At 64.9% G+C, this 13344-nt stretch carries 10 protein-coding genes; 7 read left to right on the top strand and 3 right to left on the bottom strand.

The features are described 5' to 3' along the window. Nucleotides 1-40 precede the first annotated feature (40 nt). Nucleotides 41-1321, top strand: a complete 1281-nt coding sequence (locus ACQR1W_RS27720) for a lipoprotein-releasing ABC transporter permease subunit (RefSeq protein WP_035981161.1) — start codon at nt 41-43, stop codon at nt 1319-1321. Between the two features lie 7 nt (nt 1322-1328). After that, nucleotides 1329-2030, top strand: a complete 702-nt coding sequence (locus tag ACQR1W_RS27715; protein ID WP_008968427.1) for an ABC transporter ATP-binding protein — start codon at nt 1329-1331, stop codon at nt 2028-2030. A 3-nt stretch (nt 2031-2033) separates the two neighbouring features. Here the strand turns inward: ACQR1W_RS27715 and ACQR1W_RS27710 are convergent, their stop codons facing one another. After that, nucleotides 2034-3113 (bottom strand): alcohol dehydrogenase catalytic domain-containing protein, encoded by a 1080-nt coding sequence (locus tag ACQR1W_RS27710; protein ID WP_434853780.1) that lies wholly within the window; start codon nt 3111-3113, stop codon nt 2034-2036. A 135-nt stretch (nt 3114-3248) separates the two neighbouring features. Between ACQR1W_RS27710 and ACQR1W_RS27705 the strand changes: the two genes are divergently transcribed. Next, nucleotides 3249-4025, top strand: coding sequence for a helix-turn-helix transcriptional regulator (locus ACQR1W_RS27705; RefSeq protein WP_434853779.1), 777 nt, complete (start codon nt 3249-3251; stop codon nt 4023-4025). A 339-nt stretch (nt 4026-4364) separates the two neighbouring features. Then, on the top strand, nt 4365-5138 hold the full coding sequence (locus ACQR1W_RS27700; RefSeq protein WP_008968424.1) for an outer membrane protein: 774 nt from the start codon (nt 4365-4367) through the stop codon (nt 5136-5138). 57 nt (nt 5139-5195) lie between these two features. On the opposite strand, the gene ACQR1W_RS27695 is transcribed toward ACQR1W_RS27700, so the two are convergent. Both ACQR1W_RS27695 and ACQR1W_RS27690 read right to left on the bottom strand, forming a co-directional pair. Further along, complete coding sequence (locus ACQR1W_RS27695) at nt 5196-5444, bottom strand: DUF3551 domain-containing protein (RefSeq protein WP_434853778.1); 249 nt, start codon at nt 5442-5444, stop codon at nt 5196-5198. A gap of 57 nt (nt 5445-5501) precedes the next feature. Then, on the bottom strand, nt 5502-5837 hold the full coding sequence (locus ACQR1W_RS27690) for a DUF3551 domain-containing protein (protein WP_008968422.1): 336 nt from the start codon (nt 5835-5837) through the stop codon (nt 5502-5504). A gap of 274 nt (nt 5838-6111) precedes the next feature. Between ACQR1W_RS27690 and ACQR1W_RS27685 the strand changes: the two genes are divergently transcribed. The 3 genes from ACQR1W_RS27685 (at nt 6112) to ACQR1W_RS27675 (ending at nt 13321) form a co-directional block, all read left to right on the top strand. Next, nucleotides 6112-6825 carry an outer membrane protein gene (locus tag ACQR1W_RS27685; protein ID WP_434853777.1) on the top strand — a complete coding sequence of 238 codons (714 nt, stop codon included), beginning with the start codon at nt 6112-6114 and terminating at the stop codon, nt 6823-6825. A gap of 466 nt (nt 6826-7291) precedes the next feature. Beyond that, nucleotides 7292-10816 (top strand): DNA polymerase III subunit alpha, encoded by a 3525-nt coding sequence (dnaE, locus tag ACQR1W_RS27680; protein WP_434853776.1) that lies wholly within the window; start codon nt 7292-7294, stop codon nt 10814-10816. Nucleotides 10817-11020: 204 nt separating this feature from the next. Then, complete coding sequence (locus ACQR1W_RS27675; protein WP_434853775.1) at nt 11021-13321, top strand: caspase family protein; 2301 nt, start codon at nt 11021-11023, stop codon at nt 13319-13321. Nucleotides 13322-13344 lie beyond the last annotated feature (23 nt).

The raw sequence follows: 13344 nt of genomic DNA, 5'->3' as shown, positions 1-13344 counted from the left end.
ATCCAGCCACAATTGGCCCGAATCATGGGATTATCGAGCAATGGATGCCACCATGACCGAACTCTCGCAGACACCACCCTTTGCGCCATTCGAATGGATGCTGTCGGGGCGGTATTTGCGCGCGCGGCGGCGCGAAGGCTTCATCTCGGTGATCGCGGGCTTCTCGTTCCTCGGCATCATGCTGGGGGTCGCCACGCTGATCATCGTGATGGCGGTCATGAACGGCTTCCGCAAGGAACTGCTGGACAAGATCCTCGGTCTCAACGGCCACCTGCTGGTGCAGCCGCTTGAATCGCCGCTCACCGATTGGAAGGACGTGTCCGAGCGCATCAGCCAGGTTCAGGGCATCCGCCTCGCGGTGCCTGTGGTCGACGGGCAGGGCCTCGGCTCATCGCCGTTCAACGCGGCGGGCGTGTTCATCCGCGGCATCCGAGCCCAGGACCTCGCCAACCTCCCTTCAATCGCCAAGAACATCAAGCAGGGCTCGCTGGAAAATTTCGATGAGGGCCAGGGCGTCGCGATCGGCCGGCGTCTGGCTGACCAGCTCTCGCTGCACGCCGGCGACATGATCACGCTGGTGTCGCCGAAGGGCGCGGTGACCCCGATGGGCACCACGCCGCGCATCAAGCCCTACCGGATCGCAGCCGTGTTCGAAATCGGCATGTCGGAATACGATTCCGGTTTCGTCTTCATGCCGCTGACCGAGGCGCAGGCCTATTTCAACCGCAACAACGACGTGACGGCGATCGAGGTCTTCACCAGCAATCCCGATCGCATCGAGGCGTTTCGCAAGACCGTGACCGAGGCTGCAGGGCGGCCGGTGTTCCTGGTCGATTGGCGGCAGCGCAATTCGACCTTCTTCAACGCGCTTCAGGTCGAGCGCAACGTGATGTTCCTGATCCTCACTTTGATCGTGCTGGTCGCCGCGCTGAACATCGTCTCCGGCCTGATCATGCTGGTGAAGGACAAGGGCCAGGATATCGCCATTCTGCGCACCATGGGGGCCTCGCAAGGCTCGATCATGCGGATCTTCCTGATCACCGGCGCCTCGATCGGCGTGGTCGGGACCCTGACCGGGTTCATGGTGGGACTTCTGATCTGCGCGAATATCGAGGCGATCCGGCAGTTCCTGTCGTGGCTCACGGCCACCGAACTGTTCGATCCGACGCTCTACTTCCTTTCCAAACTGCCGGCCGAGGTGGATTTCGGCGAGACCGCAGCCGTCGTGATCATGGCGTTGACCTTGTCGTTTCTGGCCACCCTCTATCCATCCTGGCGCGCCGCACGGTTAGATCCGGTCGATGCGCTCCGCTACGAGTGAGGCGTCGATGGCTGAAGAGGGGGCGCAGGATGTCCCGGTCATCTATCTGCACGAGATCAAGCGCCAGTACATGCAGGGAGAGGTGCCGCTGACCATTCTGGACGGCGCCAAGCTCGCGCTGTGGGCCGGACAATCGGTCGCGCTGGTTGCGCCGTCAGGCTCGGGCAAGTCGACGCTGCTCCATATCGCGGGACTGCTGGAGAGCCCGGACCAGGGCGAGGTCTACGTTGCGGGCGCGCCGACCTCGCAATTGACCGACATCGAGCGCACCCAGCTTCGGCGCACCGATATCGGCTTCGTCTATCAGTCGCACCGGCTGCTGCCGGAATTCACGGCGCTTGAGAACGTGATGCTGCCGCAGATGATCCGCGGCCTGAAGCGGACGGAGACCGTGAAGCGCGCCACCGAGATTTTGGCCTATCTCGGGCTCGGCGAACGCATCAAGCATCGTCCGGCTGAGCTGTCCGGCGGCGAGCAGCAGCGCGTGGCGATTGCACGCGCGGTCGCAAACGCCCCGCGGGCCTTGCTGGCGGACGAGCCCACCGGCAATCTTGATCCCGCCACCGCCGACCACGTGTTTCACGCCCTGATGCAGCTGATCAAGGCGACGCGGGTCGCGATGCTGATCGCGACCCACAACATGGAGCTCGCCGGCCGCATGGACCGCCGCGTCTCGATCGTCGGCGGCAAGGTGGTCGAACTGGACTAATTGCTACGGCTTGATCACAGTCATCCTGAACGGACCCGCATGTGCCGCGGCATGCGCGACGGCTTCGTTGGCGTGCGCGAGATCGAACGTCGTCACGTCCGAATGGTCGAGACGCAGCAGACCGCCACGGACCAATCCCACCAGCTTGATGGTCGCATCCGGCGGATACATCCAGACGCCATGGATGGTGACGCAATTGCGCATGATCCACGGATAGGGCAGGTCGAGCCCGGCGCCACCGAGCATGCCGACGCCGCCCATCAGCACGGCGCGGCCGTATGGGCGCACGGTCATGATTGCCGCCCGCACGACGCTCGTCGCCACTGACGGCGGCATGATGTCGAGCACGCAATCGATCGGTCCGGGCGCCACACGCTTCATCCGCTCGCGATCGTCATCCTCATGGCCTGAGAGCCTGACGGTACGCACGCGGTCGCCGAAACGGCTCTCCAGGTCCGCGAGGACGGCCTCATTGCGACCGGGCGCAACGACACAGGCGGCGCCCATGGCGAGCGCGACGGCTACGGCTGCGCTGCCGAAATTGCCGGTGGCGCCGCTCACCAGCACGGTTTCGCCTGCTTGCAGATTGGCGGCGAGAAAGCCGCCATAGGGCACGAGCAGGGTGTTGATTGCGCACCAACGCGCGGCGTCACTCTCGCTGATCTCGCCGATGGGTTTGGCGTTCTCAGTGGGCACCAGCACCTTTTCCGCGAAGGCGCCGTCGCCGAAATGACGCTGCAGCTTCAATGCGCCTGGACCGCGGGCGCTCCAGCCCTGCAGCGTGATGTCGGGCGCGATGGCGTTGTCGCGGGAACGAATGGTCGGATCGCAGAATACCCAGTCGCCGATCTTCAGATGCGTTGCGTCGGGGCCGACCGCGCTCACACGGCCGATGCATCCGGGACCTGGAACCACCGGCAGTTCGAGCTGATAGTTGCGTTCACCGCTAAAGACCTCATTGGCGTAGGACAATACGCCGGTCGCCACGACGTCGACCACGATCTCGCCTGTGCCCAGCACGGGATCGGGAACGGTTTCGATCGCGAGCGGCGAGCCAAACGCTCTTAATACGGCAGCTTTCATCATGTCCTCCGTCTTGGATGGTACACACGACCATGCCGGGATATGCTGCAGCCAAGAAGGCCTGGTATTATCCTAGGACTATATGGACCCAGCCTTGCGGGCTTGGTTCGACCATGGGTCATCGGGAGCAAAGAGATGAATGATCCGCGTCGGGCCGAATTCGGCAATTTCCTGCGCTCACGGCGTGAAAAGCTGACGCCGAAGGCGGTCGGGCTCGCGGCCGGACGGCGGCGCCGCACCGCGGGCCTGCGGCGCGAGGAAGTGGCTGAGCTCGCCGGGATCGGCGTCGACTGGTACATCCGGCTGGAGCAGGGCCGCAGCGTGAACCCGTCGGCATCGACTATCGAAGCGCTGGCGCGCGCATTGCGGCTATCCAAGGCCGAGCATGCGCATCTCAAGGCGCTGGTGCGCGACGCCGACCGCAAGCCGTTCGTGCGCGAAGACGTGCCTGTGCATTTGCGCAAGCTGGTGGAGGGCCTCAATCAGCCGGCCTACATCACCGGGCGGCGCTGGGACGTGCTGGCATGGAATGCGGCAGCCGACGAGATCTTCGGTTTCTCAGGGCTTGCCGAGCCGGAGCGCAACACGTTGCTCCTGGTGCTCTGCACCCCACATGCGCGAAAACTGTTTGGCGCGGGCTGGAAGGAGCAGGCGAGGCGCATGGTCGCGCAATTCCGCGCCACGCATGATTTGTGGGCCGGCGATCCCGCTTTCGTCGATCTCATCGATCGGCTCAATCGCGGCAGCCGCGAATTCCAGAGCTTTTGGGCCGCCCATGATGTTCGCGGGCCTGCCGCGGGACAGAAATTACTCGAGCATCCAAAGAAGGGACGCTTGCGGCTGCAATATGCAAGCTTCCAAGCCAATGATGATCCCGCACTCAAGCTCACCATCTACGATACGCAGATGTAGTTGCCTCACAAGCAAGCCGTATCGACGTCAAGCGCGTCCATGATTGAGACGCGATCGTGCCGACATCGTGGTGCAATATGTTTGATCGCGGCCATGCAATGTGACCGACGAAAGGCGTGCGCCACGAGTCCTTCACACATGAGTGCGGCTTTTGCATCACAGCGCATGCAACCCCCGCAATTTAGAGGGATTCTGCGAATCCCAGAAAAGCCGGAAACGCAGATCAATTCTTCCGCGGAGTGCTGATCGCGTGAGCTTGGTTCTGCCGGCGTTACGGGCGCGCTGATAGTTGAGAGACCAGGGTTTGGGGACTTTGGATCGAATGTACGGAGTTCGACAATGAAGAAGCTCTTTCTTGCAACCGTGTCGCTTGGCGCTGTGGCGTCGGCGTCCGCGGTCGCTGCCGACCTTCCAGTCAAGGGGCGCGCCTACACCAAGGCTCCCCCGGCCGTCGTGGAGGCGGTGTATGATTGGAGCGGCTTCTACGGCGGTATCAACGCCGGTGGCGGCTCCAGCCGCAATTGCTGGAATCTCCTGCAGAATGCCGGCGTCGCCGTCAATCCGGCGATGAATCGCGAGGGCTGCAGCGGTGGCGGCGGGGCGGCGGTTGGCGGCCAGATCGGCTATCGCTATCAGTTGACGAACTGGGTGTTCGGCCTCGAGGCTCAGGGGGACTGGGCGGACTTCAAAGGCACCAATCGCAACCTGATACTTCCGAACGTCAGCGACCGCTCACGCACCAACGCCTTTGGCCTGTTCACGGGCCAGGTCGGTTACGCCTTCAACAACGTGCTCGGTTATGTGAAGGGTGGTGCGGCGGTTGTCGGCGACAAATACGACACGTTCAACACGGCCACCGGCGCGATGCTGGACAAGGCCAATACAACGCGCTGGGGCGGAACGGTCGGTGCTGGCCTCGAATACGGCTTTGCGCCGAACTGGACGGTCGGCGTCGAATACGACCATATCTTCCTCGGCAACAAGACCTTGAACTTCACCAACGCGGCCGGCGCAGTGCAAATGCAGCGTAACATCAACGGGGATGTCGACATCGGGCTGGTGCGAGTGAACTACAAGTTTGGCCCCGGCTTCGGAATGGGCATGTTCCGTTAGCCACCCCGATAGGCTGGCCACCCCCGGCTGCAAGTGCCGGGGCGAGCCACCTCAATGTTATCGCCGATCATGGCGGCGCCGAGCGGGCGCCGTCGTCGTGAAATAGGGATTGAGTTCGCAGTCGGCTGGGCGGCCGACCGCATTGAACTTGCACTGCTCGAGTGATCGAAAACGGCAGTCGATATAGCCGTTCGGGCCATACGTGTGCAGGCAGACCGGAAAGTTCGGATCATAGGTCTGCGCATATCCTGCGCCGCCCGTGAGCAGCGCGGCTGACGCCAGCAGTTTCAGCGCAAGCTTACGCATCGTTCGACTGCCGACTCCGACAGGCGTGGTCGCGCCGCTGCCTGGGCTGCGAATCGCTCAGTCCTCCTCGAACACGAAGGGGTTCGGAAGCGGCGCGAATGGATTCGGGCGGGGCGGACGCTGCCGAATCCGCTGCCTCTGCGGATACGGGTAAGGCGTCGCCCGCGGGTCGTCACTGACACCCGCGAAATAAGGATTAGCGATGCAGTAGAGTCGGCGACCGGACGCGGTGGCCAAGCATTGGTCGTAGGTATCGAAGCTGCAATTGCTCAAGCCCGGATATTCGTCGCCCTGGATGCAGAACGGGTGCCGGATACCGACCGCATGGGCCGGCGCGTTGGCGACCGCCAGCAAACCGCCGGCAGCAAGGGCTGCGAAGAGTGCATTACGCATCTGGGGAGATTCTCCATGGACCACGCGTCGCGCCACTTGGAACCGGATGTTCGCGGAACATGCAAGGTCAAAACGAATGTCCCGGCGGGATCGCGGGCGACGTATCTTTCATGTCACGCGGGTTCCATCAACTCATTGTGAGATCACGTGAATTCGGTGTAATTTCGTCAGCCTTTCAGTCCGACCTGTGTCCCGCGCGCTACAGCAATTGTGGCCGAGCTTGCTAAGACGAGGCGAAGGCCTGGGGGCCTTGAGACCAAAACTGGACTGAGAGATGAAGAAACTTCTTTTGATTACGACCGCGCTTGTGGCGCTCGGTTCGCCGGCCATGGCCGCCGATCTCGCCGCGCGTCCGTACACCAAGGCGCCGCCGATGGTGGCTGCTGCGATCTACGATTGGAGCGGCTTCTACATCGGTCTCAACGGCGGTGGCGGCTGGACCCACAACACCTGGGATCTGGTCGGGGGCGGCCGTGAGGGCTCGAACGACGCGTCGGGCGGCACTGTCGGTGGCCAGATCGGCTATCGCTGGCAGACCGGTCCGATCGTGTTCGGCGTCGAGGCGCAGGGCAACTGGGCTGATTTCTCGGGCGATCATCTGAGCGCACTGTTCGCGACTCGGAATCGCACCAAAACCGACGCGTTCGGCCTGTTCACCGGTCAGATCGGTTATGCCTGGAACAACGTGCTGCTCTACGCCAAGGGCGGTGCGGCGGTTGTCGACAACAAGTACGATATCTTCTCCAGCGTGACCGGTGCGAACCTCGCGTCCACCAGCAACACGCGCTGGGGCGGCACCGTCGGGGCCGGCTTCGAGTACGGCTTCGCGCCGAACTGGTCGGTTGGCGCCGAATACGATCACATCTTCCTGGATCGGCAGACAGTCAGCTTCGGTGCGTTCGGTTCCGACAGCATCAAGCAGGACGCCGACCTCTTCACCGCCCGCCTGAACTACAGGTTCGGCGGTCCGATCATCGCCAAGTACTGATTCTCCCGATATCAAACGGCGGATCAAAAGAACCCCGACGCGCAAGCGCCGGGGTTTTTCTTTGCTGCGACCTGAGACATTAACCACGCCTGCAGGAGCGTGGCAGCGGCACGACCACGCTGGCTTGACCAAAGAACAAAAAAGGAACAATGTTCTTCCTATGTTCTAGGTCAAGGAGGCTCTCATGCTGAAGGTTTTCGTCGAAGAAGCCGCCGCATTGGCGTCGATTGCACTGTTCGTCGGGATGATCGCGCTGTGGGCGCAAATCATTCCGCAGCTTTGATTTTCGTCGCGGGACCGGGCGAGCGATTCGCTGCTGGGGACAATGGGGATCGGTCGCGGACGGGAGTCGGACTCTCGGAGCGAGTCTCCGATATCATAGAGGAGCGAGTCGGCTGGTTGGCGCATGGATGTCGACGGCGGGCTCGCCCCTTCACCGCATGATCCCGCAAACCGCAAGGCGAGCATGTCCAGCGCTGGATTCGTCCATCTCCACGTCCATTCCGCCTATTCGCTGCTGAAGGGCTCGATCAAGATCGCCAAGCTCAGCGAACTCGCCAAGGCCGACCGCCAGCCGGCGCTGGCCTTGACCGACACCGACAACATGTTCGGTGCGCTGGAATTCTCCGAAAAGCTGGCGGGCTATGGCATCCAGCCGATCATCGGCTGCGAGCTTGCGATCGATTTCGGCGATGTCGACCCGAATGCGCGCAGTGCGGCCGCGATCGTCACGCCGGCGCGAATCGTTCTGCTCGCGGCCCGCGAGGAGGGCTATCGCCACCTGATGCGGCTGAATTCGCGCGCGTTCCTGGAGACGCCGACGCACCAGGCGCCGCATATCAAGTTCGACTGGCTGCAAGACAATCACGAAGGCCTGATCGCGCTCACCGGCGGACCTGACGGGCCGATCTCGCTCGCGCTTCAACATGACCATGCTGCGCTGGCCGCACAACGCTGCGAGCGGCTGGCGAGTCTGTTCGGCGATCGGCTCTACATCGAATTGCAGCGCCACGGCATGGAAAAGGAGCGCCGTGTCGAGAGCGGGCTGATCGATATCGCCTATGCCAAGGGCCTGCCGCTGGTCGCGACCAACGAGCCTTATTTCGCAGCGGCTGAGGATTACGAGGCCCACGATGCGCTGCTGTGCATCGCCGGCGGGCACTTGATTGCCGACACCGAGCGCGAGCAGCTCACCTCCGACCACCGCTTCAAGACCCGTGCGGAAATGGCGGTGCTGTTCGCCGACATTCCGGAAGCCCTGGCGTCCACGGTCGAGATCGCCGAGCGCTGCTCGTTCCGGCCGCGGACGCGAAAGCCTATCCTGCCGCTGTTCACCGTCGGCGCCGGGACCGACGCGGCGGATGCCGCCAGCGCGGAGGCGGCCGAACTGAAGCGGCAGGCGGAAGAGGGGCTGGAACGCCGTCTGAAGGTTCACGGCCTCGCACCGGGCATGACGGAGGAGGACTATCAGAAGCGACTCGCCTTCGAGCTCGACGTCATCACCCGCATGAAATATGCGGGCTACTTCCTGATCGTGTCCGACTTCATCAAATGGGCCAAGGCGCACGGCATTCCGGTGGGGCCGGGCCGCGGCTCCGGCGCAGGCTCGCTGGTCGCCTGGGTGCTGACCATCACCGATCTCGATCCGATGCGATTCGCGCTGCTGTTCGAGCGCTTCCTCAATCCCGAGCGCGTCTCGATGCCGGACTTCGACATCGACTTCTGCCAGGACCGCCGCGGCGAGGTGATCTCCTATGTGCAGCAGCGCTACGGCCGCGACCAGGTGGCGCAGATCATCACCTTCGGTACGCTGCAGGCGCGCGGCGTGCTGCGCGACGTCGGCCGCGTGCTGCAGATGCCGTATGGCCAGGTCGACAAGCTGACCAAGCTGGTGCCGCAGAATCCGGCGGCGCCCATCACTTTGGCGGCGGCCATCGAAGGCGAGCCGAAGCTGCAGGCCTTCCGCGACGAGGACCCGGTGGTGGCGCGCGCCTTCGACATCGCGATGCGCCTCGAAGGCCTGACGCGCCATGCCTCGACCCACGCGGCGGGCATCGTGATCGGCGATCGCCCGTTGAGCGAGCTGGTGCCGCTCTATCGCGATCCGAAGTCCGACATGCCGGTGACCCAGTTCAACATGAAATGGGTCGAGCCGGCTGGGCTCGTGAAGTTCGACTTTCTCGGCCTCAAGACGCTGACCGTGCTCGATGTCGCGGTGAAGCTGTTGAAGCAGCGCGACATCCACGTCGATCTCGCGACATTGCCGATCGACGACGCGGAAAGCTATCAGATGCTGGCCCGCGGCGACGTGGTTGGCGTGTTCCAGGTTGAAAGTCAGGGCATGCGGCGGGCGCTGATCGACATGCGGCCCGACCGATTCGAGGACATCATCGCGCTGGTCGCGCTGTACCGGCCGGGCCCGATGGCGAACATCCCGACCTATTGCGCGCGCAAGCATGGCGAGGAGGAGCCGGAATATCTGCATCCGCTGCTGGAGCCGATGCTGAAAGAGACGTTCGGCGTCATCATCTACCAGGAGCAGGTGATGCAGATCGCGCAGCAGATGAGCGGCTATTCGCTCGGCGAAGCCGACCTGTTGCGCCGCGCCATGGGCAAGAAGATCCGCGCCGAGATGGACAAGCAGCGCGTCCGCTTCGTCGAGGGCGCGACCAAGAACGGCGTGCCGAAGAACCAGGCCGACACGATCTTCGACCTGCTGGCCAAGTTCGCCGACTACGGCTTCAACAAGTCGCACGCCGCGGCGTATGCGCTAGTGTCCTATCACACCGCCTATATGAAGGCGCATTATCCGGTCGAGTTCATCGCGGCGTCGATGACGCTCGATCTCAACAACACCGACAAGCTGTCCGAGTTTCGCGCAGAGGCGCAGCGCCTCGGTATCAAGGTCGAGCCGCCCTCGATCAACCGGTCGGGCCCGACCTTCGAGGTCAGCCCCAACACGATCTATTATGCGCTCGCCGCGCTTAAGGGAGTCGGGCCTCAGGCGATCGAGCTGATCGTCGAGGCCCGCAACAAGGGCGGCCCGTTCACCTCGCTTGCGGACTTTGCGGCGCGGGTCAATCCGCGTGCCATCAACAAGCGCATCATCGAGAGTCTCGCGGCCGCGGGCGCGTTCGACGTGCTCGACAAGAACCGCGCGCGGGTGTTTGCCGGTGCTGATGCGATCGTTGCCGCCTGCCAGCGGGCCCATGAAGCGGAGACCTCGGGCCAGAACGACATGTTCGGCAATGCCGCCGATGCGCCGACCATCGTGTTGCCGAATGTCGAGAACTGGCTGCCGGCCGAACGCCTGCGCCGCGAATATGACGCGATCGGCTTCTTCCTGTCGGGCCATCCGCTCGATGACTACGCGACCGCGCTGAAGCGGCTGCGGGTGCAGAGCTGGGCGGAGTTCTCGCGCGCCGTAAAGACCGGTGCCACGGCCGGCAAGGTGGCCGCCACGGTGGTCTCGCGGATGGAGCGGCGCACCAAGACCGGCAACAAGATGGGCATCATGGGCCTGTCCGACCCGACCGGCCATTTCGAGGCGGTGCTGTTCTCGGAAGGGCTCGCGCAATATCGCGACGTGCTGGAGCCCGGCGCGGCGGTACTGCTGCAACTCGGCGCCGAACTGCAGGGCGAAGATGTTCGCGCCCGTGTGCTGCATGCCGAGCCGCTCGATGACGCCGCGGCCAAGACCCAGCGCGGCTTGCGCATCTTCCTGCGCGATACCAAGCCACTGGAGTCCATCGTGCGGCGGCTGCAGGGGCCGGAGGCCCCGACCAGCAATGGCAACGGCGCGAACGCGAAAGGCGCCGCACCGCCGCTGGCGCCGCGTACGGCGGCCGGGGAGGGGGAGGTCTCGCTGGTGATGATGCTCGACATCGAGACAGAGGTGGAGATGAAGCTGCCCGGACGCTTCAAGGTTTCGCCACAAATTGCTGGCGCGATCAAAGCAGTCACCGGCGTGGTCGACGTGCAGACGCTATAATGTCTCCATGGCGGCGCTCTCGGCCGGTGCTCCCCGCTCGGCGCCGCCAAAAGAGGACGGACATCGCTTCGGGCGGCTCAGGCCTGTCACTGAGACCGTTGCGGTGCACCCGAAAGGTCGCGGGGAACCTCTCTGTTCAACTGCGGTTCAGCTGACAGATCGCTGAATCGCGCGCGTATGTTTGTTAAAGAGTTGGAGGGCCCCATGCGATTGGCCAGGACCTTGTCATTCAGGACGTTGTCATTCGCCGCCATCTGCCTGTTGTTGGGCATGGCCATGCAGCTCGTGCCGGCAGCCGCGCAGCAATCCGCCCAGGAAAAGCGCATTGCGCTCGTGATCGGCAATGGATCCTATGCCAAGGGACCGCTCGCCACCGCCGCCAACGATGCCGGGCTGATCGCACAGACCCTGCAGGCGGCAGGCTTCGACGTGATCGGCGCCCGCGATCTCGACGGCGACACCTTGCGCAAGAGCTTTCGCGACTTCATGCAGAAGGCGCAGTCTTCGGACAACAACACGGTCGCGATGATCTATCTCGCCGGTTACGGCGTGCAGCTGGCGGGGGAAAACTATTTCATCCCTGTCGACTCGACGATCGCGCATGACACCGACATCCCGATCGAGGGCTTGCGGATCAGCGACTATCTGCGGCAGCTCGCGGCGATCCCGCTGAAGGCGAGCATCGTCGTGCTCGACGCCGCACGCCAGCAGCCCTTCATCGAAGGCGGGCGGCCGCTCGCCGGCGGGCTCGCTCTGGTCGAGCCCGACAACAACATGCTGGTCGCCTTCAACGCAGCGCCCGGCACGGTGGCGCCGAACGAGAGCGGCACCTACGGCATTTACGCGCAATCGCTGGCGGAGATGATCCGCAGCGGCGGCCTGGCGCTGCCGGAGGTGTTCGATCGGGTGCGGCTGCGGGTCGACGAGGCGACCAAAGGCGCCCAGGTGCCGTGGGATGCGCAGAAGATCCAGACCGCCTTCAGCTTCTTCGAGCGCGCGCCGGACGCGCCGGCAGAGCAGGCGCAGCCGGCACAGGTTGCCGCCATACGCGATCGGCCGCTGCGCGAATTCTCCGTGCAGGAGGCCTATACGGCCGCGCTCGAGCGCGATTCGCTGCAGGCCTATGAGGAATTCCTGGCCGCTTTTCCGGACGATCCGCTGGCGAAACGGGTGAGGGCGCTGGTCGCTGCACGTCGCGAGGCGATCACCTGGCGTCGCACCTATCGCGCCGACACGCCCGATGCCTATTGGTCTTATCTGAGGCGTTACCCGCGGGGGCCGCATGCGGAAGATGCGCGGCGACGGCTCGCCATCCTGACCGCGCCGCTGGAGCCGCCGCCCTCGTTTGCGATGATGGACTATGACGTGCCGCCTCCGCCTCCGGACGAGATCGTCTATGTCGATCGGCCGGTGCTGGTGTTCTCCGATCCCGAATTCGCCTTCGCGCCGCCGCCACCACCGCCGATCTTCCTGCTGCCGCCACCGCCGCCGGATTTCGTCGTGCTGTCGCCCCCGATCGCGCCGGTCGCCCTGTTCGTGCTGCCGCAGCCGGTGTTCGTGCCGATCCCGGTCTATGTGCGGCCGCCGCGTTTCGTGGAGCCGCCGCCGAACAACATCATCTTCAACAACATCCACAACACCACGGTCATCAACACCGTGATCAACCAGCCCCCGGCAGCGGCGCCCACGCCTGGCGCTCCCGTACCAGCCGGACCGCGTCCGGTGGCCGCGGCGGCGTTACCGCCGGCCGTGGTGCAGCGCGCCACGCTGATCCAGCAGGGCAAGGCACCCGTGCCGCCGAGCGCCGCCATCAGCCCGGTGATGCGGCCCGGCACGCCGCCGCAGCCCGTGCCCGCCAACGTGTCGCCCAACGGCGCGCCGACACCGCCGTCGGCAGGACCGGCGGGAAACCTGCCGCACAACAACGCGCTGCCGGTGCCTGGCAGCCGTGGCACGCCGCCGGCGCCGACCGCCGCGACCGGTCCGGCAACACCGGGCGCGCATCCGGGTTCACCGCAAGGACAACCGTCGCCGCCCGTGAATGTGCAGGCCAACCGCACGCCGCCCGGTGCGCCGGCCGCGCCGCCGACCCGGCCGTCACCGGCCGCGGGCCAACGCCCGGTCATGCCCGCGACCGCGCCACCGCCGCGGCCGGAGGCGCATCCCCGGATCGAACACGCCGCGCCTCCAAACGCACGTCCGTTGCCGCCTGCAGCGCATGTCGGCGCGCCGCCAGCGGCGAGCCGGCCGGCCGCACCGATGGTCCGTGCGGCTCCGCCGCCGCAAGCGCCGCGGCCGCCGGCGCCGCCACCGATGGCGCGTCCCAATCCGCCGGCGACCGCGATGGTGCGGCCATCAGCGCCGCCACCGCCGCCGCGCCCTGCACCCCCGCCACAGATGGCGCGACCCGCTCCGCCGCCGCAGATGGCCCGGCCTGCGCCGCCGCCCAGGCCTGCGCCGGCTGCGCAACCGAAGAAATGTCCGCCGAACGTGCCGCATTGCTGATCCCGCGGGGATCGTGAGCCCGG

It is taken from the genome of Bradyrhizobium sp. HKCCYLS1011 (assembly GCF_051167795.1).
Taxonomy (GTDB): domain Bacteria; phylum Pseudomonadota; class Alphaproteobacteria; order Rhizobiales; family Xanthobacteraceae; genus Bradyrhizobium.
This window is presented reverse-complemented; position numbering and strand designations above follow the sequence as displayed.